Below are 23676 nucleotides of genomic sequence, written 5' to 3'. Positions count from 1 at the left end.
TTTTATGTCCTGACTTTAAGCCTTATTTTTAAGTTCGCGGCGCAGAATTTTACCGACGGTGCTTTTAGGTAATTGCGTCATAAACTCAATGATTTTAGGTAATTTATAACCCGTTAATTGCTCGCGGCAATACTGCAAAATTGTACTTTTAGCCTGTTCATGATTGAGGTTATTGTCCTTGAGGACGATAAAGGCTTTGACCGCTTCCCCCGAGTGTTCATCTTGTACACCAACAACCGCGCACTCAATGATATCGGGATGACTGGCAAGCACATTTTCAACTTCATTAGGGTAGACGTTAAAGCCTGACACGATGATCATATCTTTTTTGCGATCAACAATTTGATGGAAACCTTCCGCCGTTGCTATGGCAATATCGCCTGTTTTAAAGAAGCCCTCTGGTGTCATCACATTGGCGGTTTCTTGTGGGTTATTCCAATATCCTCGCATCACCTGCGGGCCGCGCGCAGCTAATTCTCCTGCAGTCCCTAAAGGTACTTCAATGTTATTTTCATCTAATAGTTTGACCTCAGTACCAATCACAGGTTTACCAATAGTGCCGAGCTTTTGATAACCGGGCGCATTGAGTGAAATGACAGGGGAGGTTTCAGATAATCCATAACCTTCGCTGATCATATTACCCGTGGTTTGTTGCCAAATATTGGCCGCCGCGGCCGTGAGCGCTGTACCACCTGAGATGGTAATTTTTAAATGGCTAAAGTCCAGTGCTTTAAATTCGGGTTGATGGCACAGGGCGACAAATAGCGTGTTCAGTCCGGCAAAGCCAGTAAAAGGGTATTTAGCTAAGGTTTTTATCAAGCCGCTGATATCCCGAGGATTAGGGATCAGAACAGAGCAACCTCCGCACTCAAAATACAGCACTAGGTTCACCATAAAAGCATAAATATGGTAAATCGGTAATGGCGCAACGAAGATATCTTCGCCTTCAGATATCACGCTACCAATGCGGGATTTTACCTGCGCGGCATTGGCGAGCATATTGCCGTGGGTCAACATGGCTCCTTTAGATAATCCCGTTGTACCGCCTGTATATTGCAATGCACAGAGATCATCGAGTGTGGACGCTAGGCGGGTAAAGGTCAGTTCTGCGCCTTGCTTTAAAATATCGCAGAACGCGATATTTTTGAGGCCTGTCTTAGGTTGAATTTGAGGCTCTATTAAATCCAGAGCATGGGTTGAGATAACTAATTCAATCTCGGTAGTGGCGACCACTTTTGCTAAGGTTGGCAGCAAATCCGATAGTACAACTAAGGCTTTGGCTCCTGAATCATTAAACTGATGGATAAGTTCGCGCTCTGTATAGAGAGGATTGGTGTTGACTAGAATGAGCCCAGCCCTGATAGCGCCGTAGGCTGCAATAACAAATTGCGTGATATTGGGTAATTGGATGGCAATACGATCGCCAGGTTTGAGTTGGGTCTTGTTTTGCAAATAGGCGGCAAAGTAACGGGAGTCTCGCTCTATCTCGTTAAAACTGCTGGTTTTACCCAAGCAGGCATAGGCGGGTTTATCACCATAGCGTAGGCTGGTTTTTTCGATCAGATCGACGAGTGATGAGTAGCCTAGTTTGAGTTGGGAGTCTTGATCATATGCCATACTTAACTGCCTCAATTATGTGTTTATTCGTTGTTATTATTTTGAAATCAAACATATGTTTAGATTAGAGGGTGTGAGCACTAGAGGTCAATGCTTATCGTGAAAAACATCACAACGTCAATAAGGGTATCTTTATGTAACAAAAGTCTTTTTACTGTAAAGCATAGGACTTAACTATAGCTTAACTACCTTATCATTTATAAAGCGTAATAACTGTAAATAAGAAAGTGATTTAGATTTTGTTAGTGTTATGTATTTATTATGTGGTTGACTGCTCTTTATTTACTTAGTGCCAGTGTACTTAGTATCAGTGCATTTCGATGATGAATTTTCTTGCCGCGATTTAGGAACTGAGTTCGGCGGATGAATAGATAAAGCTGTTGCAAGGAGTGTCAGTTATTTTGTTGATGAATGTAAGACTTAAATTGACGCGTGGTGTTATGTTTCAAGCGTCAATTAAGTCTTAAATATAGAAGTTAAATTATCACTCTAAGGACTAAAGAATCCTGTTTCTTGGCTTACTTGCTGCCTTGGTTCTTTAATATCTGTGACTGAAAATCGGATCAATTTTCGCCCTGAAGGGACATTATCTTTATCGGCAAGAACCGTTACGGGATAGTCAATTTGTTCACCCGCGGCTAAGGTGATAATGGGAGCCGCAATCAAGCTAAAAGGCATTTCACTGTCAACGGCAAGTTGATATTGCTTAGTGTCTTGTGTCTTGTTGCGGATCTTCAGTTGATAGGTATTTTCAACTTTATTATCGGAGGTTTCACGGTACAGGCTTTGGCGATCGCGTATCACGTTAAGTTGAATTTCGCTGCGGTTATTTAGATCTAAGCCTATGACGATGAACATAGTAATGACCGCTGCACCGTAGCCTAAGAAACGGGGGGATCGCCAATAGGAATGGGATATTCCTTTGAGATCATTTTCACTCATATAGCCGATAAGATTTTGTTTGTAATCGAATTTCAACATGGTTTCGTTACAAGCATCAACACAGGCACCGCAGTTGATGCACTCATATTGTAAGCCGTTACGAATATCGATCCCCGTTGGGCACACTTCGACACATAAATGGCAATCAACACAGTCGCCCAAAGTAGGGTCAGCTAGATTCGTTGCTTGCTTACGTTTACGTGGACCGCGGGATTCACCACGCTGTGCATCGTAGGTTACTGTTTTAGTATTGGCATCGAACATTACCGCTTGGAAACGGGAATAAGGGCAGCAATGCAGACACATTTGCTCGCGCATCCAACCCGCATTGAGATAGGTACAAATGGCGAAGAACCAGACCCAACAAGTCACCCAGAAGCTAGCATTACCTGTGAATATATCTAAATAGAGTTCGCGTGCGGGGATAAAATAGCCAATAAAACCGCAACCAGTAAGTAAGGCTGCGAGTCCCCATAGGCTATGTTTTACGGTTCTTTTGCCGATTTTATTTGCTGTCCAAGGGGCTTTGTCGAGTAATTTACGTTTGTTGCTATTACCTTCGATACGGTTTTCTATCCATACATAGATAAAGGTCCATGCAGTTTGCGGACAAAGATAGCCACACCAAACGCGTCCCCAGAATACGGTGACAAAAAACAAACCAAAAGCCGCTGCGATAAAAATCCATGCTAATAGCGTAAAATCCTGCGGCCAGAGCGTTAACCCAAAAAAGAAAAATTGCTGCTGACTGACATCCAATAATATTGCTTGGCGGCCATTAACAGATATAAACGGCAGGGCGAAAAATAGCACAATTAACAGGCTATTCATCATGGTTCTTAAGCGTTGGAAATACCCCTTTTGTTCACGAAAATGAATTTTGCTTGAGGCAGTGGCATTTTCGAGCGAGGAGTTTGCTTTCGGGGCGGTTGAAATATTTTTAATGGGGATAAATTGCTCTGCTAAGGCAGGTTTTGCGTTTGTAATTGGGGTTATGTCGCTCTTTGGCATAAGAGAGTCCTAACGGCTTTAATAAGATTTATCCCCTATTAGCAAGCGTTAGGCCAATATGTTGTGAGTTTAATGTATTGATATTTATGGTTAAAATTAATGAACTGATTATGCATTCTCACGATATATCGCGAATTGGCGATATATCGTGTAATTTAGATTGTGGGACGCTAATTCGTTTCATTCATTTGACGTTGGATCCCCAATTTTTTCATCCGCGATCTGAGCGTGCTCGGCGGTACCCCTAAGATATTAGCTGCGCCAGAAGGCCCTGATATACGCCAATTTAAGCGTTTAAGTGTTTGTTCTATATGCCATGCCTCAGCTTCAGCTAGGGTTTGATGCTGCAGTGATAAATGTGGCGCATTTAGGTTATCGGTTGGCATTGCATGGATGTGTAAAATATCTCCTTGGGTAAGAATTGCTTCACGCTCAAGGATATTTTGTAGCTCACGTACATTGCCGGGCCAAGTGTAGGCCATCAGTTTTTGTAGGCCTTTTTGACTGACCCCGCGGATTTTTTTACCCAGTTTTCGATTCAAGTTATGGAGTATATGGCTGACTAGTTCGGGGATATCATCCAGCCTCGATCGGAGTGGCGGAACTTTAATTGGGAATACATTCAAACGGTAATAGAGATCCATACGAAATAATCCCAGCTCGACTCGTTTGAGTAAATCATGGTGGCTGGCTGCGACTAAGCGAATATCCACTTGGATGGTTTCACTACCGCCGAGACGTTCAAAGGATTGCTCTTGAATAACTCGTAGTAATTTTGATTGGGCTTCCAAACTGAGTTCTGCGACTTCATCGAGAAACAGCGTTCCCTGATGTGCAAGTTCAAATCGACCTTTTCGGCGGCTGGTGGCACCAGTAAATGCTCCTTTTTCGTGACCAAAGAGTTCACTTTCCAGTAAAGAGGCTGAGAAGGCGGCACAGTTAACGCTGATCATAGGTTTATCTTTGCGGTGACTGAGTTTGTGTAAGTTGCGGGCAACTAATTCTTTTCCTGTGCCATTTTCACCACAAATCAACACTGTACTGTCGGTGTTGGCAACCATGTGTAGTTGCTGGATCATGTGGCGGATAACACTGCTATTACCAGAAATATCCACATCACCTGTTTTATCTGCTAATTCGGCTTGCAGGTAGTGATTTTCTGATGCAAGACGTTCGGATAGTGCTTGCACTTGAATTAAGGCTTGGCGTAATGAGTGCTCAGTTTGTTTTTGAATACTAATGTCACGAAATATCGCGACTACGCCAATAAGTTGATTGTCTCGATAAACAGGAGTTGAGCTGTAATGCACAGGGAAGCTGCTACCATCTTTACGCCAAAACACATCGTGGGTGATCTCGCGGGTGATACCATCCTTTAAGGTATTGTAAATTGGACAATCTTCTTGGGGATAGTGGCTGCCATCCGCATGGCTATGATGGTGGCAATTATGGATATTTTTGCCCAGTAACTCTGCATTTTTCCAGCCTGTCATCCGTTCAGCTGCTGGATTGATAAAAACGGCATTTCCATTTAAATCAAAACCATAAATACCTTCACCCACGGCATTGAGTAGCAACTGATTTTCCGGCAGAAAATGTTTGTCTAATGGTTCTTTAGGGGAGGGGGTCTTAGTCATACACAGATTACCGAGGTAGCAAGCAGATAGCTTGATTATACACTTTATATCTTGGCGATATATCGTGACTTTGATGTTTGGCTTACAGCATGATTCGGTATCTTACATTCAATGCTCTTTCTTAGCGTGAGATGCAGTTTGTTTGGTATTTTGTTGTAGCCATCGATGTGATATGTATGAATTAAAACGCCTTTAAAGATGCTTTGATTAGAATTCAGTATGAGTATGCTGGACGACCTTGGGCCGCAGCAAGGCCATTAAGCACATCATTGATACTCAATTTTGCTGGTAACACAATGCCTTTAGGTAAACTTGGCCCATAGATTTTATTGTAAGGCGTGCCTGGTACTCCCTCATGGCGCATATATGATTCAATTGTGCTGTTGGCTTCACTCCAATTGCCTTGCATTAAAATAATATTTTCTGCCATTAGGGCATTTACAATTTGTTCTCTGTGGGTCACATCGGCTTTATTCGTTTGGCAAATCGTGCACCAATCTGAAGTGATATCGACAAAAACCGTATAACCCTGTGCGACCAGAGGAGCAATTTCGGCGGGTGCTAAGGTATGCCATTGGAGTTTTTGGTAAGCCTGATAATCTTCTCCTTTGTGTACAAATCCGATAATACTGCCTAAACCTAATGCAAAAAATCCTAAGGTAAAAATCACTGATAATGGGATGTTTTTACCTTTTCTCTTTTGCCATAACAAAAGCAGAATGACGCCGATTAGTAAACTAAGAAGAATAAAACTGATGAGGGTGATTGTGCCCATAAACGCTTCCGCTTGAGAATATCTAAAACAAGTTGGCATTTATCTTAGTCGCTAACAGCTTAAAACTACGTGAATTTAGGATATTTATCCCACTTGTATCATGTTAGTTGCAGCTCCATGTTCCAAAGCCGAGTATTAACATTAACGCCTTACTCTGCCGATGTTAGAATGTCGCTATGCGAAAACCCGTTGAGTTTATTTATCCCTTTTAGGACATATACATGAGTTTGAGTACTTGGTTTGGTTTATTGGCAATTTGTTGTTTGGGAGCTATGTCTCCGGGGCTAAGTTTAGCCATGGTGGTACGTCATACGTTAGGGGGTGGACGTAGTAAAGGGATTGTTTGTGCATGGGCGCATTCTATCGGGATCGGTTTTTATGCCTTGATCACGTTATTGGGTCTAGCCGTAGCCCTAAAAAAAGCCCCTTTACTATTTAATGGAATTGCAATTATGGGGGCTTTATATCTAGCCTGGATTGGTATTCAGTCGCTGCGCTCAAATGGTGGTGTGCAAGCAAAACTTGCTGCCGGAGAAGCAACTGATACATTCACTGCGGCGAGGGATGGATTAGCTATCTCTCTTTTTAACCCCAAAATCCTACTGTTTTTTTTGGCGCTGTTTAGCCAGTTTGTCATGGTGGCAGATAGCATGACAGGGCAGGCCTTGATTGTTTTGACCCCTTTAATCGTGGACGGTCTTTGGTATAGCTTAGTTGCGTTAATGTTGTCTCATTCGCGGGTGTTACCTAAACTTCGAGAAAAGGCGGGTTTGATTGATAAATTAACCGGTATCGTCTTAATACTGTTAGCCATTCGAGTGATTTATACGCTTTAAACCGCACGAATAATAACGCCATCAGTTGATGGCATTATTATTCAGATTTTAGGATAGCGGTTTAATTAGCTTTTAAATATTTGTACGGAGTCATCCGCTTCTGCTGGCGCTGATTCTTCCTGAATAACCGGGGGATTAGCGATATGATCTTCTAAATTATCATTCAGCATTTCACGATATTCAGAACTAAACCATTCTAGGGCGCTATCTTTTTCTGCGCCTAAATCAGCAGATTTTATGGCTGCTTCAAAGGCATTAAAACGTGCTGCAGCAAAACGCAGGGCTGTACCGACTTTACCGACATCGCCTTCTTGCTGGCTTAGCTGATTGGCTAAAGCAATAAATTGATCGGCAAGTTCAAAAATGGTGGTGTTGCTCGTTTCGGTCATGGTGCTCACTCTGGAAAATAACAAATCAATGGCCGATTCTATCCTAATTAGCTTAAGAAGGAATCGTTAAACATCAACTATTGGGATCTAAGTCGGTCGTAACGGTTCCATCGCGGGAGTCATAGTAAACGGCCAATTTGTCATTAGCTCGATAGGAATATTTACACTGACTAGGGGAGATGTAACTGGCTTTATAATCGGTGTCATCGGCATCAATATTTAAACGCGAAACGCTAGGTAGTGCATTCTGAAACAGCACTTGCCATACAGAAACGCAGTCTTCTACGTTATCCAATACGGGTGAGGCTTCATTGCCGTAAATATAGTGCTGGGCAGGCCAGCCAAAAGCGTTGAAATCGACTTGTTCAGACTGTGCTGTACCAAATACTGGTAAATCTTCGCTTGGACCTGAACCTACTTTTACTGCCCATACAGAACGAGCCAAATTGAGCCCCGTTTTAAAACCTCCTGCACTCGCTTTTACGCTGGCTATTTGTGCGTCCTGTTGTATGTTAACGAATTTGGGTAACGCCACGACAGCGAGAATGCCAAGCAATAGGATTACGACCACGAGTTCTATTAAGGTAAAACCTGCTTGTGGGTATTTTGATCTCATTATGGTCAATATGAAGCGACGAGGTGAGTTTAAAATGTGTAGGCACTATAACATTTAAAATCGGCCTAATTAACTTAAAATGGTTTTATTGTGGGCCGAGTGAGCACATTAATCTCACACTTGGCTTGTGAATGTTAGCCATGACTTTTAAGCTAGCCACATTGTAATTTGAGGATAATTATTGTGACTTTTTCAACTTGGCAGGATTTTATTGATAACCAGCGTGCACAAACTTACTACCAAGAGTTAATCGCATTTGTGAACAAAGAACGACAATTGGGCAAAGTCATTTATCCTCCTAAAGAGGATGTTTTTAACGCTTTCAAGATGACTCCCCTTGAAAATGTTCGAGTCGTACTCATTGGACAAGATCCTTACCATGGCCCAAATCAGGCGCATGGATTATGCTTCTCCGTTAGGCGTGGTATTAAGCCACCACCATCATTGGCTAATATGTATAAAGAACTGGTTAATGATATTCCTGGTTTCCATATTCCTGACCATGGTGATTTAAGCTACTGGGCCGAACAAGGGATCTTAATGCTCAATACGGTATTAACAGTTGAGCAAGGCCAAGCTCACTCACATGCCAATGCTGGCTGGGAGATATTTACTACCGCAGTATTAAAATTGTTAAACGAGCAATCTAGGCCGATTATTTTTGTGCTGTGGGGTAGCCATGCAATAAAGAAAGGTGCAGTCATTACTGCGCCGCAGCATCAAGTGTTGTGTGGGCCGCATCCATCCCCTTTATCCGCCTATCGTGGATTTTTTGGTTGTGGGCATTTTTCAAAGGTGAACCAATTGCTGACAGCGCGGGGTGAAATCCCTATACAGTGGCAAGTTTAATGACTCAATAAAAAAGGTCTTACATAGTAAGACCTTTTTTATTCTAAGTTGAGTGCAAACAATTAATGATTGCGATCAACTGATATTTTAGCCAGTGACACTAAAGCCTCTTTAAATTCGCTATCTGGCAATACATCCAGTGCTGCAATGGCTTTTTCCGATTCTTCAATCGCTTTTTGCTGAGTGTAGGTTAATGCACCACAGTGATGTAATGCGGCCACAATTTTATCAATTGCCTGCGTACCATCACCTTGCTCAATGGCTTGGCGAATAAGTTGCCTTTCCTCATTGGTGCCGTGGGCGATGGCGTAGATTAAAGGTAGCGTCGGTTTGCCCTCGGCGAGATCATCACCAATATTCTTTCCTAACTCTTCAGTATCAGCGGTGTAATCGAGCAAATCATCAGTTAATTGAAAAGCGGTTCCGAGATATTTCCCATAATTACCAAGAGCGGTTTCCTGCTCAGTGCTTGCTCCCGCTAATACTGCTGCAAGCAAGGTCGCCGCTTCAAATAACTTAGCTGTTTTACAGTAAATGACACGCATATAGCTTTCTTCAGTGGTGTCAGGATCGTTGCAATTCATTAATTGCAATACTTCACCCTCAGCCAGTACGTTGGTCGTATCCGCTAAGACCCGCAGCACTCTCATATTATCGAGTTCTGTCATCATCTGAAATGAGCGCGTGTAAAGGAAATCACCCACAAGCACACTTGCACTGTTTCCAAATAGGGCGTTCGCGGTTTCGCGCCCACGGCGAAGTGTCGATTCATCAACAACATCATCATGGAGTAATGAGGCGGTATGGATAAACTCAATGATAGCCGCGAGCTTGAGGTGTGCATCACCTTCGTAGCTTACCGTACGTGCAGCAAGCACTGACAGTAAAGGACGAAGACGCTTACCGCCACCATTGATAATGTAGAAACCTAGCTGGTTGATCAGGGCGACATCTGACTCAAGCTGTTTATATATCAGCTGATTGACTGCTTGCATATCAGTGTCAGCCAGTTGACGAATAGCGTTTAAATCCATAATAGACTCTGGTTGTGGGGCCATTACGTACCCGGCCTCTATTTTAGGCTCACGTGTTATATAGAATGAATTTTACCTAAAATTCTGACATATGACAGCACTCGGACAACTAATGTGCGAGTTATTCCGGCCTTTTTTTATTCTTTCCTAATTAGGGCTTGTCAGAAATGGATTCTTCGCGTAAACTCCGCGCCCATTGTCAATAAAGTTTTTGTAGCACCCTGCCTCCCCAAAAGTGCGAGCCAGCGTGTTAGGAATATCGGAGTAAAATAGCTATGTACGCTGTTTTTCAAAGTGGTGGTAAACAACACCGTGTAGCTGAAGGCCACACAGTTCGTTTAGAAAAATTAGAAGTTGCTACTGGTTCAACTGTTGAGTTCGATCAAGTTTTACTGATCGCTGATGGTGAAACAGTGCACGTTGGTGCTCCTTTAGTAGCTGGCGGTAAAGTCGTTGCTGAAGTAGTGAGTCATGGTCGTGGCGAGAAAGTAACTATCGTTAAGTTCCGTCGTCGTAAGCACCACGACAAGAAAATGGGCCACCGTCAGTGGTTCACTGAAGTTAAAATTACTGCTATCAACGCATAATAGGAGTCTAACTCATGGCACATAAAAAAGCTGGCGGTTCTACTCGTAACGGCCGCGATTCAGAAAGTAAACGTCTAGGTGTTAAGCGCTTTGGCGGTGAATCAGTTCTAGCTGGTAACATTATCGTTCGTCAACGTGGTACTAAATTCCACGCTGGTGTAAACGTGGGTATTGGTCGTGACCACACTCTGTTTGCATTGACTGACGGTAAAGTTAAATTCGAAGTTAAAGGTCCTAATAACCGCAAGTTTATTAGCATCGAAGCTTAATTTTCGAATCTAGCTTATACTGTTAAAGCCCCGCCTTTGGTGGGGCTTTCTGTTTTTTATGCTTCTATTTACGCTGTATCAATGATGAGTTTGGTAAATTTTTACCAAATTGAGGGCGTTGGCAGGTAAGATTGGGAGCAAAGTATCTCGAGTTTTTTGGCGACCGATGAAGTTAGACGGTATAATTCCTTCATTCAGTGATGCCAGGAGTAAGTATGAAGTTTGTCGATGAGGCAGTAATTAGGGTCGAAGCGGGCGACGGCGGTAGCGGTTGTGTCAGTTTTAGACGCGAAAAATATGTACCTGATGGTGGTCCTGATGGTGGTGATGGTGGCGACGGCGGCAGTGTGTATCTGCAGGCCGACGAAAACTTCAACACTTTGATTGAATTTCGCTTCGAGCGTTTTCACATGGCTGAGCGCGGTGAAAATGGTCGTGGCCGTGACTGTACTGGTCATAGTGGTAAGGATTTGATTTTAAAGGTGCCTGTTGGAACACGCGCGATTGATCATGATACCGAGGAAGTGCTTGGTGATCTGACAACCCACGGTCAAAAGCTATTGGTGGCTAAGGGTGGTTTCCATGGTTTAGGTAACACCCGTTTTAAGAGCAGTACTAACCGTGCACCACGTCAGAAAACCCTAGGGACGCCCGGTGAAGTTCGTAGCCTGAAGCTTGAGCTATTACTGCTTGCCGATGTGGGTTTACTCGGTATGCCAAATGCGGGTAAATCGACCTTTATTCGTGCTGTATCCCGCGCAACGCCTAAAGTTGCTGATTATCCCTTCACAACTTTGGTCCCCAATTTAGGTGTGGTCAATCCGCGTCCTGGCCAGAGTTTCGTCATTGCCGATATTCCCGGTTTGATCGAAGGTGCAGCTGAAGGTGCGGGTTTAGGTATTCGCTTCTTAAAGCATCTTGAGCGTTGCCGTATTTTATTGCACATCATTGATATTGAACCTATCGATGGAACCGATCCAGTTGAATCTGCGCGCGCTATTGTTGGTGAACTTGAAAAGTATTCTCCTAAATTGGCGAGTAAGCCTCGTTGGCTAGTCTTTAACAAAACCGACTTGTTACTTGAAGAAGAGTTGCAAGAAAAAGTTGAGCGCATTGTTAAAGAGCTAGAATGGGAAGGAGATGTGTATACTATCTCCGCCTATAATCGCGAAGGCACTAAAGAATTAGCTCTGAAGTTATTGGATTACATTGCGAGTCTGCCACCAGAAGACAATGTTGTTAATCCAGACGATGAAGTGGAATTCAAATGGGACAATTATCATCAAGCTAATCTTGATTCAGTCAATGAAGATTATGATGATGATTTTGACGACGACTTTGATGATGATGACTACGACGTAGAAGTCATTTACCAAAGATAATATTAATGTCTGAGTTTTGAGAGTCCCGTGTACGCTGATACTCAAAATGATATTACTCGGCAGGTTGTGCGTGTTGCACAACTGCTACTGGCCTATGGCGCTGAATCTGATCTCGTTGAAGAAATCAGTCAGCGTTTAGGCCAGGCTTTAGGCCTTGCTAGCGTAGAGCTTTCTATTTCCTCAAATTCCCTCGTCTTGACCAGTTTGGTTCATGGCCGCTGTATTACTACTACCCGTCGAATTCGTGAACATGGCATCAATATGACCATAGTGTGTGAATTGCAGCGGATCTGCTTATTAGCTGAAAAAGGGCTTTATGGACCTAATGAAGTTCGTAAACGTCTAGCCCGTATTGAGCCTAAAACCTATCCACCTGCTTTAGTTGTGTTAATGATAGGGCTGTCCTGTGCCAGTTTTTGCCATCTCTTTAATGGTGATTTAGCCGCGTGTGTGATCACTTTTTTTGCTTCTGCGGTAGGCATGTCCGTTCGTTTAGCGATTGCCAAACGCCATTTTAATTTATTGGTGAATTTTGCTACGACTGCATTTGTGATTAGTATGATTGCGCAAACAGGTTACGTATTTTCACTCAGTGAAACACCACAGTCGGCAATGGCGGCGAGTGTGCTCATGTTGGTGCCTGGTTTCCCTATGATTAATGCGATTTCCGATATGGTGAAAGGCCATATGAACGTGGGGATTTCACGCTGGGGACATGCAACACTGTTGACTGTATCGTCTGTGATTGGCATAACCATTGCCATGCAGCTTGGTGGTATCTTTCTATGATAGAACTACTGAACATGCTTTTACATGATGCATTTTTTTCAGCTATTCCTGCCGTTGGTTTTGCCATGGTGTTTAATGTGCCCAAGCGTTTTTTACCTTACTGCGCTTTAGCTGGCGCGATAGGGCATAGCTCGCGTACCTTGATGCTTCACTTTGGCCTTCCTATCGAATGGGCGACATTTGCTGCTGCAGCTTTAGTGGGGATGATAACAATAGGGTTTGCGAAGCGCCATTTAGCGCCACCTTTAATGTATGCTGTGGCCGCTATTATTCCGATGATACCCGGTACTTACGCATTTAATACTGTGATTGCTTTAGTGCAGTTAACTGCTCAGTCTCAGGTGAGCCAAGAGTTAACCGGCCAAGTGATCAGCAATGGTTTAAAAACCGTCTTTATTCTTGGAGCATTAGCGGTTGGGCTTGCATTGCCGAGTCTATTGTATTTTAGAACCCGCCCCGTTATTCGGTAATTCTTTATATCTACAACACTGGAGTGAGCATGCGCATTGCTATGATAGCCGCGATGGCAAATAATCGAGTCATCGGAAAAGATAATAAAATGCCGTGGTATCTTCCTGAGGATCTTAAACACTTTAAGGCGATGACTTTAGGCAAGCCAGTCGTGATGGGACGTAAGACCTTTGAGTCAATCGGTCGCCCTCTCCCAGGTCGTCATAACATTGTGATATCCCGCCAAGCTGACCTTGTGATTGAAGGTGTGACCTGTGTGACCTCATTTGATGCAGCCAAACAAGCTGCTGGTGAGTGTGAAGAGTTAGTGATTATGGGTGGTGGTCAGCTTTATCGGGAACTATTACCTCAGGCCGATATCCTCTATTTAACCCAAATTAACCTTGATGTTGAAGGTGATACCTATTTTCCTGAATGGGACGCTCGTGATTGGCAAGAAACCGAATCACTATCCTGTATAAATGCCGATGGACTGGAATATCGCTTTATCAATTTGACAAAAAAATGTTAAATTAGGTTGTTATGTTGTGTACCCTGTGCGTATGGATTGTCAAAATGTCTAAAGTATTGATCATTTTGGCGACTTAGTGGTGATGTGAGCTAACCCAGATGGCGTTGCAAAATCTAGCCGAAAACTAAGGCCATAGTGGCTAGTATCCTTTAGATATTGCTGCATCCCATACAAAATTGATAATAAAACTATAAGAAAGTATTAAGGAGTATCGGATGCGTCTTATGCCTGTGGCTTTGGCTGCGTTAATCGGTTTTAGTTATGTTTCTGTTCCAACACAAGCTGCTGCGGCTGATGCAGATCCACTTGTAGCAAGTATTTGTGATTATGTGAAAGCGAATGATAAAAACCGCTTACGTAAGAAATTGAAAGAGAGTCGCGTTAAATTACGTCAGATCTACAGCGGTATTAATTGTGATGGTCAAAGTCTGTTACGAACGGCTTATAGCGCCAATGCAAGCGATGCAGGAGAATTTGTCGCTAAGCGTTTGTCTGTGACTGAGTTAAGTGTGCCAGAATCAGACGGTATGACTATTCATGCTTGGGCAGAGGCTAATGGGCATAGTGCAAGCCCTATCACTGCTGCAGTAAAAGATCGTCTTGGTGGTTCTGCGGGTGGTGAAGAGGATTAATTCTCTTAACTAGCTGAATTTGAATTCTGATTGACGAGTGTTAAAGCAAAAATGCCGAACTACAATTCGGCATTTTTGTTACTTAAACATGTAGCGGATTAACCGTTATAGTGTATTTTTGAGGCTTTATGTTAGTCGCAATATTAAAGGTCGCTTGTGCGACCCTTATTAAGGCTGACTTATTTACACTCTAAACTCACCCACCGAAGCTTGAAGCTCCTCAGCTAATTTTGCGACTTGGTGGCTAGATTGAGCCGTTTGATCTGCCCCGATAGCGGTTTCTTCAGATATTGCAGCAATATGTTCTAGTTTTTCTGATACTTGTTGGCTGACTAAATTTTGCTCCTGTGCGGCATGCGCGATATGGGTGCCAGAGTCATAGGCTTTATGAACAGACTGACTTATCGTTTCTAATGCCAAATTTGCTTGTTCGGTTTTTTCAACACAAGCATTAGCTTGGGCACGACCCATATCCATGGCTGCTACAGCCTGCTCCGCGCCCTGTTGTAACACTTCTATCATTTGTTGAATTTCACGGGTAGAGACTTGAGTTCGAGAGGCTAGGTTACGCACTTCGTCGGCAACAACCGCAAACCCGCGCCCTTGTTCACCAGCCCTTGCCGCTTCAATAGCCGCATTTAACGCTAATAGGTTGGTTTGCTCTGCGATGCCACGGATCACATCAAGAATGGAGCCAATAGAGGCGCTATCCGATTGCACTTTATTGATGACTAATCCCGCTTTAGATACCTCATCAGCTAAGGCTAAGATAGTTAATTTATTCTCTTGCGCAATAGCGCGCATATGTTGGGTTTCTAGATCTGCCTGTTTGATTTGCTCAAGTGCTTCATCGGCACTTTGTGATACTTGTTGGGCACTAGAACTAAGTTCAGTAGTTGCGGTAGCAACTTGATCAACCTGACTTTTTTGTTCTTGTATGCCCGAAGTTGTTTGCGCTGTGATGGCTGATGTTTGCTCCGCTGCTGCTGCAAGTTGGTTCGAACGGTCCAAAATACCAATAATCAAACTACGTAGGCTGTCGACAAGTCTATTACAGTTTTTAGCCAGCTCCGCAAATTCATCGTGGCCGGAATCGTCCAATTTATGGGTTAAATTGCCAGAAGCTAAGACATTAAGTGCATGATTAACTTGCTGAAGTGAGCGTTTCAATGGATTGACTACAGCGAAGCTAATAATAATTGCTGCCACTATAGCGATTAACACAACGATAATAATACGCAGGCTGGCAGCATCAATTTCTGCCATCGTTGCTTGACTCATATTGGTAGCGATAAGTTCGATATTATTGCTAACGTCTTCCATATTGGCATCAATGATCTTTCCATCTTTTTCAATAATCGCGAGTTTATTAATTGACTCTTGAGTATGAATTAACTGGCTAGATTTAAGATCTACCATTGAATCTTTGCCTTCGACTAATGCTAAGACTTTGCCAATATCATTATTTATGGATTGTAATGTATCGGCTTCGACTATGCCTTGAGCGTGACGATTAACATATTCAAGTTTATTTTTTGTTTCACTGATAATGTAATCGAGTTCTTTAGCTATAAGCTCATGCTTACTTGTCTCTTCATTCGTGACTAAATCTGCGATGGTGGTAATAATATTGCCTAGGCTAGTGTCTATGGCGCTGGCAGAGGCTGCAATACTTTGCATATCTGGATTTTGGCTGCTCTCAAGGTCAATCACATCGAGTAGCGTCGATGAAGCGTCATCTGCCGCATTTTCGAGTTTTTTCTTTAGGTTGATAAGCAACTCTTGTTTACTCAGAGCTGACTCTCGCTCAGAAAACATCGCTAAACTGTCATGTTCGAAGATTGAGAAGCTACTACTCAGTTGAGCTATCAGTGATGATAGATTGGTTTGCCTTTGAACTAATTGAGTGAGATTGCTAATTTCACTTTTAAATTGGGTACTATGACCATCAAAGATTTTATGAATATTGGGGATGTTCGTTGATTTTTGAGTATGAAAAGCGATTAATACTTGGCGTTGTTGCTCACTTAAACTTTCTGTTAAACGATTGGTTGCTTTGAGTGCTGGTAAGCTTAACTCTTGCATCAACGCTGAACTATCTTTAAGGCTGGTATTCGTTAAGTAGGAGGTAAATCCTAGCAATAAAAGTAAAAGTGTAACAATGCTAAATCCGCCAATAACTCTGGTGGCTACATTAACTTTCATAGGATACTCCAATTATTATTATATTTTTTCCAAATGAAAAGGGGATTAAATTCAGGGCTGTGCACAATCGTTTATCGACCATAGGCCGTTTTAGTTTAACTCTTTTTTAACCTTTTTTGGGTAATTTTTTGGTCTTTTTCAAGATGCCATAGGGTTAAGTGTTCGCCCCAGCAACACCCTGTATCTAAAGCCTTTAATTTTTTATCGTTGACATTTCCCATCAGTGCAGCCCAATGGCCGAAGACTAGAGTGTGGCTTTGACGTAATGGAGAAGTGTATTCATACCATGGGCGTAACTGTGGATCAGTACAATCCTGTGGTGGTTGTTTACAATCAAAATTGAGGTGGCCATCGACATAGAGATAACGCATTCGAGTCAGAGCATTAATGCAAAAACGTAATCGAGCTATGCCTAATGCCGTTGGTTCCCAACGCTCTGCGGTATCTGTGTACATTTGGCTTATTAAAGCCTCTAGATAGTCATCTTGCTTGAGTGCATGACTAACGAGTGCTGATTCTTGTCTCAGTGTTTCTAATGACCACTGCGGAGGCACACCAGCATGGGTCATAATCAGTTGTTGCTCAGGTAATTCACGCATGAGCGGCTGTTGCCTGAGCCAATCAATTAACTCATTAATATCATCAGCTTTTAGAAGGGCTTTCAGATTGTCACTTGGTTTATCACGTTTAAGCTTACCGTGAATTGCCATCAAATGCAGATCATGATTACCCAATACGGTCTTAGCCGAATCACCAAGTGATTTGAAGAATCTTAATGTGGCTAAAGAATCGGGGCCTCGAGCAACAAGATCTCCCACCGCCCAGAGTTCATCTTGGGATGGATTAAAATCAACTTTTTCAAGTACCTTTTGTAATTCGGTAAAACAGCCTTGAACATCACCAACAAAATAATGAGCCACAATATCCTTTCTACAGTTAAATCAATGTAATAAACCTGGAGTCGCTAAGCGGAAGGGTTTTATTATCGCTTCAAAGCGTTCCCCTGACTCGCTGACCATACCATAAGTACCGTGCATGATGCCAAGAGGAGTATCAAGTAGGGTACCACTGGTATATTGATAAGCCGTATTGGGAGGAATGGTGGGCGTTTCGCCAACGACACCTGCACCTTGAACCTCGCTGGTATTGCCATTTGCATCTGTAATTATCCAGTGACGAGTCTCGAGTTTTGCCGCTTGCTCGCCCAAATTGATAATCGTGATAGTGTAGCTAAATAAGTATTTTTCATCCTCGGGGGAGGATTGCTGCTCAATATATTCAGTTTTAACTTCAACTCGAATTGAGGTGTCCAATGCGCTCATTCTTATTCCTACAATGATATTGGGCACAGGGTGTGCCCACACATAACACTACTAAGCCTTTCTATCGCAGATCATATTTGCCATTGCAACATATTGCTCGACACTGATTTGTTCAGGACGTTGGCTTTGATCAATCCCTAACTGTTCGAACTCGGCATCGCTCAGCATATGCTTGAGATTGTTACGCAGCGTTTTACGGCGCATGTTAAAGGCGGTGGTACAGAGTTGGCGTAGTACATTAACATCTTTACAGGGGAATGGCTTTTCCGCATAGGGTAAAAGACGCACAACCGCAGAGTCAACTTTAGGGGCTGGCGTAAAGCTATGGGGGGGAACCTCGAGTACAGGGACAACTTGGCAAAAATATTGCGCCATAACGGTTAAACGGCCATAGGCTTTGCAACCCGGACTTGCCGATAGACGCAGGACGACTTCTTTTTGTAGCATAAAGTGCATCGTTTCAATCTGTTCGGCAAACTCGAACAGATGGAACATTAATGGCGTCGAAATGTTATAGGGCAAATTACCGAATACTTTGAGCTTTTTACCCGGAACAACGAGCTGACTAAAATCAAATTGCAGGGCATCACCCTGATGAATGGTCAGTTTGTCTTTGAGGACGGGGTGTTTATGTAAGCGTTCAACCAGATCACGATCCAGTTCTACTACGGTGAGATTATCGACCGCCATTGCAACGGGCTCGGTTAAGGCGCCTAAACCGGGACCAATTTCCACCATGACATGGTTATTATCAGGTGCAATTGCGCCGACAATACGATTAATCACATTGCCGTCGGTTAAAAAGTTTTGTCCAAAACGCTTTCTGGCCGTGTGGCCTAAATGTACTTTGTTGCTCATTAATAATGTAATCGTTTAGTTTTTTGAGGATAACTCAATGGCTTTATTCAGAGCGCAGACAAAACTGCCGATATCGGCCTTGCCTGTGCCCGCGAGATCGAGCGCTGTACCATGGTCAACCGAGGTACGGATATAGGGTAAACCTAACGTAATGTTTACCGATTTGCCAAATCCTTGTGACTTGAGAACGGGAAGTCCTTGGTCATGGTACATGGCCAAGACGACATCTGCGTCCTGTAAATATTTGGGTTGGAACAGTGTGTCCGCTGGTAATGGACCGACAATATTCATCTGATATTCTTCGCGCAACTCGTTAAGTGCAGGAATGATCACATCAATTTCTTCCCGTCCTAAATGTCCATCTTCACCTGCATGTGGGTTTAAACCGCACACATAAATTTTCGGTGAAACAATACCAAATTTACTGATAAGGTCAGCATGTAAAATCTTGATAATATGCTGTAACCGTTGGCGAGTAATGGCTTTTGCTACATAGGCAAGTGGGATGTGGGTGGTGACTAGCGCCACTTGTAACCCGGGTGTTGCTAGCATCATCACGACATCTGGGCAGTTGGCTTGATGGGCAAAAAATTCCGTATGTCCGCTAAAAGAAATACCCGCTTGGTTGATAATCCCTTTGTGTACAGGGCCTGTGACTACGGCATCGAATTCACCGCTCATGTTTCTTTCGCCCGCATAGCGCAAGGTTTCGACTACATAAGGACTATTCTGTTCATCAAGTTTGCCACATACCGCAGCACTCACCAATTTGAATGGGGCTATGGTTAACGTGCCTGCTTCTTGAGGTTGGGGAGCCTGATCTGGTAGATACGGTCGAAAAGAGACCGTTAGACCGAGCTGCTTTGCACGGCTAGCGAGTAATTCTGGGTCGGCACAAACGACTAACTCAACAGGCCAAGCCTGTTGAGCGAGTTGTACGACTAAATCGGGGCCGATACCTGCAGGTTCTCCTGGGGTAACGGCAATGCGTTTAGTGGTCAATTTTACTTAACCTCGGTTAGTCTCAGGCTGAAAGACTTCAATGTATGCGTCTGAACGCATTTCGTCTAGCCAGTTTTGCAGTTCTTCATTAAATTTGCGACGGAAGATCAACTGGTGCGCGCGGTTGCTATTGAACTGATCCGTTGCATCGGTTTTTCTTCTTTCTTCTAATTGAGTGATATGCCAACCGTGGGTTGTGCGGAAAGGTTCACTGATTTGATCTATGGCTAAACTGCTAAGCGTTTGAGCAAATTCTGGCACATAGATATTGGGATCCGCCCAACCTAATTCGCCTCCTTTAGCCGCAGAGCCCGGATCCTCTGAATACTGACGGGCGAGATCTTCGAATTTAGCTTCTCCAGCACGAATTTGTTTTAGGAATTGTTCAAGCATCGCTTTTGCACGGTCATCGGATAAAATTGGCGATGGCTTAAGCAGAATATGTCGCGCTCTGACTTCTTCTATTTCTTTCGTTTGTAAACCGCGGGAATCCATGATCTTAATGATGTGAAACCCCGCGCCACTTTTAATTGGGCCGATAATGTCACCGGTTTTCGCTCCGCTAAGGACTTCGGCGAAAAGCGTTGGCATTTCGTTGATGTTCATATAATCCCAGATACCGCCTTCGAGGGCTTTAGGCCCTGATGATGATGCGATAGCGGTACGGCGAAAATCTTCCCCATTTTTCAAACGCTCAAGGACGATATTGGCTCGTTTGCTGGATGCTTCGAGTTGTTCACTTGTCGGGTTGTTGGGTACGTCAATTAGGATATGGCCAATTTGATATTCCACATCTTTCATACCTTGTTCTTGGATCAGTTTCACTAAACTGGATATTTCTTGCGGTGATACTTGAATACGGCGTTGTACTTGAATGCGTTGAATCTCACCTAGGGTGATTTCTTCACGTAGCTGTTCACGGTACTGACTAAAACTTAAGCCTTCACTTTCAATTTTTTGTTGCATTTGCGCGACTGACATTTTCTGTTCACGAGCGATGTTTTCAATCGCTTGATCTAATTGTAAGTCACCGATATGTAAGCCAATACGATCGGCCATTTGCAGTTGTAGACGGGTTAAAATCAAGCGTTCAATAACCTGAGTACGCAGTGCACTATCAGAAGGTAACGATTGATTTGCCGCTTTGGCATTGGCTTTTACTGTGCCAATCATGCTGACGATTTCACTTTCGAGCACAATTCCATCGTTAATTTGGACTGCGACACGATCGAGTGGTTGAGGTGCGGCCAATGTAGGTTGGCTAATCGCAAGTGCAAATAAAGCAAAAATCAGATGTTTACTGGGTTTCATCCACAAAATCCTTGGCACGTTCTAAAGTCAGGTTCGACAACTTATTTGGGTTAACTTTACCATTTATATCGAAATTACATTGAGTTGCCTAAATGTTTATCTGCTGACAACTCGATAAAGAGTACGACATTGTCTGCTGAAATTGGCGCTAGGCCAAGCTTGACTAATACCGTCGCTATCTCTTAGTAACCTAGTTGGACTCTCAGTCCTTGTTGAGGTTCAGCAATCTATCACAATTCTTTGCTAATTCCTCAGGTAAAGCGGTTTTCTGTAGTTAAACAGGCCATCATTGAGCATATCGGTGACACCGAGTGGGCCAGAGCCTCCGAGTCCTTTAATGATGACATTAAAATACACACCACTTTCAAACAGTTCGCGACTGTCGATAGCAGATGAGCCTATATTGTCGTCGTAATTAGTTTTTATTCGATAGTGGTAGCTGAGTCGAAGTGCATAGCAGCAAGACTCATATTGAAAACCTGTGTAGGTTTCGACGCTGCGGTTTTCATTGAGATCATAGTACCAGTTACCCACAAAATAGAGACTGTCATTGATGGGCCAAGCTGCGCGTACTCCCGCTTGGGAGATATTGGCGAGATCGTTGGTATTTGAGTTCAGCAAATCGGGTACGTAGCGGTAACTAAGCTGCAGTAATTTGTTGGCTTCGGGCCTAAAGTCTAGGGTTGCCTCTGTTTTTTTATTATCGCTGGTATTGGTATCGTACTGAATTGCAGCACCTAAGTACCAGTCTTGAGTGAGACGAGTATCTAATTCGGCAGCAAGTATAGAAGTCGATTGATTTTGCTCAAAAATACTATCTTCGTGGCCGAGTTTACTGTCTTCTAAATAAAAAATTTGCCCAAGGCTGAATTTAGTGACTTCTTGGTTGTGGTCATCAAAGAGACGGGTGGTCACACCGAGCGTCATCTGATTGGCATCCGCAATGCGATCAAGGCCTGAGAAGCGGCGATCACGGAATAGACCATAGTAGTCGTCTTGCAATTGAGCGGTATCGTAAATGCCGATATTTCGTTGATCTTCATATCCTACATAGAGGTATTGAAATTGTGGTTCAAGTGTTTGGCGATAATTTTGCTCAAATAACTCAGTAAAACGTTCAAAGTTGATCTGACCATTAATCCGTACCTGTGGAATGGTTCGATTAATACTGTCATCCAGATTTTTATTTGGATCGAGATTCGTTTGCCAATAATTGGTTTGCATTAATTTGACTTGGCTAGTCAGTGAGCCAGAGGGACCATGGATAGGTAAGGTGATACTGGGCGCCATATGCAAACGTGTCGCGGTGTTAACGTCATTATCCTGATGGGCAAAATTAGTTAATTCAGAATTAAAACCAAAATCTAGGTTGCTCCAAAAATCAGCCGCTCTGAAGTTAAAGTTAACCTGTGGCATGACTTGATAAGGCTTTTCTTCTTCACCAAGGACTTTAATATCTTGGACTCGGGTACTTAAATCCCAATTGTTTTCAAAGTAACTCACTTCCCCAATTCGGGATAGTTGATTATCGGTCGCGCGGTTAACATCTGACTTCAAATCATTAAAATAGTTGTTATCTGACACCTCAGTAAAGTTACTCATTACCCGCCAATGCTTATCAATAGCGCCTTGGTGCTGCCAGTTGTATAAATAACGATTAGGTCGGCTACTGAGTAATTGGTCATTGCCTAAATATTCTAAGTTTAAGCGGCCATTTTGAGCATCTCCGGCCAGATAGCGGAACTCAGTCTTAGTGAATATCCCTCTGTTAGACATATAATTAGGCGTGAATGTGAGATCATATTCTGGCGCAATGTTCCAGTAATAAGGTGCTGAAACCTCAAAACCGCTCGTCGTACTTGTACTAAAGCTAGGATAGAGAAAACCCGATTTACGTTTATCAGAAACAGGGATTGTCATGTAGGGAATGTAGAATACAGGGACCCCCGCGATTCTTACTTTGGCATTCCAAATTTCCCCCCACTCTTCTTCACTGTTGATTTTGATTTTCTCGGCCTCAAGCAGCCAAGATACATTGTCAGGAGGGCAAGTGGTGAAATTAGTATTGGTTAAAATAAGATTATTGTTGATGGTGATTTGCAATTTTTCAGCATCACCATTCACTTGTTGTCCATGTAGCCAGTATTTAGCGCCTTCCAACGTGGCGCGATTAGAGCGCATCTGAGCTTGTAGGGACTCTGCTGTAACAGTGAAGTTACTGTCTTGAAACACGAGATTGCCATTGGCATCAAATTGCTGAGTCTCTTGGTTCAGAATCGCTTCATCTGCAGCGATATGTCGGTCTCCTTGGCTAAAGACGACATTGCCACTAAAAATGGCTTGTTTGTTCATTTCTGCATTGGAACTGTCAGAAATAATACGAATTTTATTGAGTTCAGCCGCACTCATTCCCTCAGTGTGGGATTCAATTCTGGGTACTGGCGGTTCAATGACGCATTGGGATGCGGTCGTAGTAGGAGATTCGTCTGCCAGGACTAATTGCGGTAACAGGCTCAGGGCCAGAAAGTAACGGATCTGCATCTTAGGTCAATAATAATGATTTCTTAGTCTGGACAAGTATCGATGGGGAAAGTTGCAAAGTACAAGTGCAACACGGCTAAATAAATCTCT

The 23676-nt window shown here is 43.2% G+C and carries 23 protein-coding genes; 9 read left to right on the top strand and 14 right to left on the bottom strand.

The genetic code is table 11. The features are described from left to right. Positions 1-15 precede the first annotated feature (15 nt). From SPUTW3181_RS16625 to SPUTW3181_RS16610, 4 genes are all read right to left on the bottom strand, one after another. Positions 16-1617 carry an AMP-binding protein gene (locus tag SPUTW3181_RS16625; protein ID WP_011790461.1) on the bottom strand — a complete coding sequence of 534 codons (1602 nt, stop codon included), beginning with the start codon at positions 1615-1617 and terminating at the stop codon, positions 16-18. Between the two features lie 489 nt (positions 1618-2106). Beyond that, positions 2107-3570 carry a cytochrome c oxidase accessory protein CcoG gene (gene ccoG, locus SPUTW3181_RS16620; protein ID WP_011790460.1) on the bottom strand — a complete coding sequence of 488 codons (1464 nt, stop codon included), beginning with the start codon at positions 3568-3570 and terminating at the stop codon, positions 2107-2109. Between the two features lie 170 nt (positions 3571-3740). After that, positions 3741-5207 carry a sigma-54 interaction domain-containing protein gene (locus SPUTW3181_RS16615; protein ID WP_011790459.1) on the bottom strand — a complete coding sequence of 489 codons (1467 nt, stop codon included), beginning with the start codon at positions 5205-5207 and terminating at the stop codon, positions 3741-3743. A gap of 214 nt (positions 5208-5421) precedes the next feature. After that, a complete protein-coding gene (locus SPUTW3181_RS16610) occupies positions 5422-5982 on the bottom strand; it encodes a thioredoxin family protein (RefSeq protein WP_025008563.1) in 561 nt (186 codons plus the stop codon). Between the two features lie 221 nt (positions 5983-6203). On the opposite strand from SPUTW3181_RS16610, the gene SPUTW3181_RS16605 reads away from it, so the two are divergent. Then, positions 6204-6818: a LysE family translocator gene (locus tag SPUTW3181_RS16605; RefSeq protein WP_011790457.1), complete on the top strand. Its 615-nt coding sequence runs from the start codon at positions 6204-6206 to the stop codon at positions 6816-6818. Positions 6819-6883: 65 nt separating this feature from the next. Here SPUTW3181_RS16605 and SPUTW3181_RS16600 read toward each other — a convergent pair whose 3' ends face one another. Both SPUTW3181_RS16600 and SPUTW3181_RS16595 read right to left on the bottom strand, forming a co-directional pair. Continuing rightward, the gene (locus SPUTW3181_RS16600; RefSeq protein WP_011790456.1) at positions 6884-7207 is read right to left on the bottom strand and encodes a DUF3144 domain-containing protein; all 324 of its coding nucleotides are present in this window, start codon (positions 7205-7207) and stop codon (positions 6884-6886) included. A 73-nt stretch (positions 7208-7280) separates the two neighbouring features. Further along, positions 7281-7823 carry a Tfp pilus assembly protein FimT/FimU gene (locus SPUTW3181_RS16595; RefSeq protein WP_011790455.1) on the bottom strand — a complete coding sequence of 181 codons (543 nt, stop codon included), beginning with the start codon at positions 7821-7823 and terminating at the stop codon, positions 7281-7283. Between the two features lie 183 nt (positions 7824-8006). Between SPUTW3181_RS16595 and ung the strand changes: the two genes are divergently transcribed. Continuing rightward, positions 8007-8672 carry a uracil-DNA glycosylase gene (ung, locus tag SPUTW3181_RS16590; RefSeq protein WP_011790454.1) on the top strand — a complete coding sequence of 222 codons (666 nt, stop codon included), beginning with the start codon at positions 8007-8009 and terminating at the stop codon, positions 8670-8672. A gap of 62 nt (positions 8673-8734) precedes the next feature. Here ung and ispB read toward each other — a convergent pair whose 3' ends face one another. Beyond that, positions 8735-9706: an octaprenyl diphosphate synthase gene (gene ispB, locus SPUTW3181_RS16585; RefSeq protein WP_041408450.1), complete on the bottom strand. Its 972-nt coding sequence runs from the start codon at positions 9704-9706 to the stop codon at positions 8735-8737. 275 nt (positions 9707-9981) lie between these two features. Between ispB and rplU the strand changes: the two genes are divergently transcribed. The 7 genes from rplU to SPUTW3181_RS16550 all read left to right on the top strand — a co-directional run bounded on the left by rplU (position 9982) and on the right by SPUTW3181_RS16550 (position 14347). After that, on the top strand, positions 9982-10293 hold the full coding sequence (gene rplU / locus SPUTW3181_RS16580; RefSeq protein WP_011790452.1) for a 50S ribosomal protein L21: 312 nt from the start codon (positions 9982-9984) through the stop codon (positions 10291-10293). Between the two features lie 14 nt (positions 10294-10307). After that, a complete protein-coding gene (rpmA, locus tag SPUTW3181_RS16575; protein ID WP_007650346.1) occupies positions 10308-10562 on the top strand; it encodes a 50S ribosomal protein L27 in 255 nt (84 codons plus the stop codon). A gap of 215 nt (positions 10563-10777) precedes the next feature. Next, positions 10778-11944 carry an Obg family GTPase CgtA gene (gene cgtA / locus SPUTW3181_RS16570; protein WP_011790451.1) on the top strand — a complete coding sequence of 389 codons (1167 nt, stop codon included), beginning with the start codon at positions 10778-10780 and terminating at the stop codon, positions 11942-11944. Positions 11945-11971: 27 nt separating this feature from the next. After that, positions 11972-12733: a threonine/serine exporter family protein gene (locus tag SPUTW3181_RS16565; protein ID WP_011790450.1), complete on the top strand. Its 762-nt coding sequence runs from the start codon at positions 11972-11974 to the stop codon at positions 12731-12733. Beyond that, positions 12730-13203: a threonine/serine exporter family protein gene (locus SPUTW3181_RS16560; RefSeq protein WP_011790449.1), complete on the top strand. Its 474-nt coding sequence runs from the start codon at positions 12730-12732 to the stop codon at positions 13201-13203. The genes SPUTW3181_RS16565 and SPUTW3181_RS16560 overlap by 4 nt, the downstream gene beginning before the upstream one ends. 29 nt (positions 13204-13232) lie before the next feature. Beyond that, positions 13233-13715 (top strand): type 3 dihydrofolate reductase, encoded by a 483-nt coding sequence (gene folA / locus SPUTW3181_RS16555; protein ID WP_011790448.1) that lies wholly within the window; start codon positions 13233-13235, stop codon positions 13713-13715. A gap of 215 nt (positions 13716-13930) precedes the next feature. Continuing rightward, entirely contained in the window at positions 13931-14347 is a 417-nt protein-coding gene (locus SPUTW3181_RS16550; RefSeq protein WP_011790447.1) for a DUF3718 domain-containing protein, read from the top strand. A gap of 183 nt (positions 14348-14530) precedes the next feature. Here the strand turns inward: SPUTW3181_RS16550 and SPUTW3181_RS16545 are convergent, their stop codons facing one another. The 7 genes from SPUTW3181_RS16545 to lptD form a co-directional block, all read right to left on the bottom strand. Then, positions 14531-16552, bottom strand: a complete 2022-nt coding sequence (locus tag SPUTW3181_RS16545) for a methyl-accepting chemotaxis protein (protein ID WP_011790446.1) — start codon at positions 16550-16552, stop codon at positions 14531-14533. A 95-nt stretch (positions 16553-16647) separates the two neighbouring features. Further along, on the bottom strand, positions 16648-17472 hold the full coding sequence (locus SPUTW3181_RS16540) for a symmetrical bis(5'-nucleosyl)-tetraphosphatase (RefSeq protein ID WP_011790445.1): 825 nt from the start codon (positions 17470-17472) through the stop codon (positions 16648-16650). A 21-nt stretch (positions 17473-17493) separates the two neighbouring features. Continuing rightward, positions 17494-17874: a Co2+/Mg2+ efflux protein ApaG gene (gene apaG, locus SPUTW3181_RS16535; RefSeq protein ID WP_011790444.1), complete on the bottom strand. Its 381-nt coding sequence runs from the start codon at positions 17872-17874 to the stop codon at positions 17494-17496. A gap of 51 nt (positions 17875-17925) precedes the next feature. Continuing rightward, on the bottom strand, positions 17926-18732 hold the full coding sequence (gene rsmA / locus SPUTW3181_RS16530; protein ID WP_011790443.1) for a 16S rRNA (adenine(1518)-N(6)/adenine(1519)-N(6))-dimethyltransferase RsmA: 807 nt from the start codon (positions 18730-18732) through the stop codon (positions 17926-17928). Positions 18733-18747: 15 nt separating this feature from the next. After that, positions 18748-19734, bottom strand: coding sequence for a 4-hydroxythreonine-4-phosphate dehydrogenase PdxA (pdxA, locus tag SPUTW3181_RS16525; protein WP_011790442.1), 987 nt, complete (start codon positions 19732-19734; stop codon positions 18748-18750). Positions 19735-19740: 6 nt separating this feature from the next. Then, on the bottom strand, positions 19741-21045 hold the full coding sequence (gene surA, locus SPUTW3181_RS16520) for a peptidylprolyl isomerase SurA (RefSeq protein WP_011790441.1): 1305 nt from the start codon (positions 21043-21045) through the stop codon (positions 19741-19743). A 243-nt stretch (positions 21046-21288) separates the two neighbouring features. Further along, positions 21289-23586 carry an LPS assembly protein LptD gene (gene lptD, locus SPUTW3181_RS16515; protein ID WP_011790440.1) on the bottom strand — a complete coding sequence of 766 codons (2298 nt, stop codon included), beginning with the start codon at positions 23584-23586 and terminating at the stop codon, positions 21289-21291. Positions 23587-23676 lie beyond the last annotated feature (90 nt).

This window comes from Shewanella sp. W3-18-1, from assembly GCF_000015185.1.
GTDB lineage: Bacteria > Pseudomonadota > Gammaproteobacteria > Enterobacterales > Shewanellaceae > Shewanella > Shewanella putrefaciens.
The sequence above is the reverse complement of the archived record's forward strand: the minus strand, read 5'-3'. Positions and strand labels throughout refer to the sequence as shown.

Bases quoted from the DNA above. Each gene is read 5' to 3' on its own strand.
- SPUTW3181_RS16625 (WP_011790461.1), bottom strand. From the start codon at position 1,617: ATGGCATATGATCAAGACTCCCAACTCAAACTAGGCTACTCATCACTC.
- SPUTW3181_RS16615 (WP_011790459.1), bottom strand. From the start codon at position 5,207: ATGACTAAGACCCCCTCCCCTAAAGAACCATTAGACAAACATTTTCTG.
- SPUTW3181_RS16600 (WP_011790456.1), bottom strand. From the start codon at position 7,207: ATGACCGAAACGAGCAACACCACCATTTTTGAACTTGCCGATCAATTT.
- ispB (WP_041408450.1), bottom strand. From the start codon at position 9,706: ATGGATTTAAACGCTATTCGTCAACTGGCTGACACTGATATGCAAGCA.
- folA (WP_011790448.1), top strand. From the start codon at position 13,233: ATGCGCATTGCTATGATAGCCGCGATGGCAAATAATCGAGTCATCGGA.
- apaG (WP_011790444.1), bottom strand. From the start codon at position 17,874: ATGAGCGCATTGGACACCTCAATTCGAGTTGAAGTTAAAACTGAATAT.
- rsmA (WP_011790443.1), bottom strand. From the start codon at position 18,732: ATGAGCAACAAAGTACATTTAGGCCACACGGCCAGAAAGCGTTTTGGA.
- SPUTW3181_RS16560 (WP_011790449.1), top strand. From the start codon at position 12,730: ATGATAGAACTACTGAACATGCTTTTACATGATGCATTTTTTTCAGCT.
- rplU (WP_011790452.1), top strand. From the start codon at position 9,982: ATGTACGCTGTTTTTCAAAGTGGTGGTAAACAACACCGTGTAGCTGAA.
- SPUTW3181_RS16610 (WP_025008563.1), bottom strand. From the start codon at position 5,982: ATGGGCACAATCACCCTCATCAGTTTTATTCTTCTTAGTTTACTAATC.
- SPUTW3181_RS16595 (WP_011790455.1), bottom strand. From the start codon at position 7,823: ATGAGATCAAAATACCCACAAGCAGGTTTTACCTTAATAGAACTCGTG.
- SPUTW3181_RS16550 (WP_011790447.1), top strand. From the start codon at position 13,931: ATGCGTCTTATGCCTGTGGCTTTGGCTGCGTTAATCGGTTTTAGTTAT.
- surA (WP_011790441.1), bottom strand. From the start codon at position 21,045: ATGAAACCCAGTAAACATCTGATTTTTGCTTTATTTGCACTTGCGATT.
- SPUTW3181_RS16605 (WP_011790457.1), top strand. From the start codon at position 6,204: ATGAGTTTGAGTACTTGGTTTGGTTTATTGGCAATTTGTTGTTTGGGA.
- SPUTW3181_RS16545 (WP_011790446.1), bottom strand. From the start codon at position 16,552: ATGAAAGTTAATGTAGCCACCAGAGTTATTGGCGGATTTAGCATTGTT.
- ccoG (WP_011790460.1), bottom strand. From the start codon at position 3,570: ATGCCAAAGAGCGACATAACCCCAATTACAAACGCAAAACCTGCCTTA.
- cgtA (WP_011790451.1), top strand. From the start codon at position 10,778: ATGAAGTTTGTCGATGAGGCAGTAATTAGGGTCGAAGCGGGCGACGGC.
- rpmA (WP_007650346.1), top strand. From the start codon at position 10,308: ATGGCACATAAAAAAGCTGGCGGTTCTACTCGTAACGGCCGCGATTCA.
- lptD (WP_011790440.1), bottom strand. From the start codon at position 23,586: ATGCAGATCCGTTACTTTCTGGCCCTGAGCCTGTTACCGCAATTAGTC.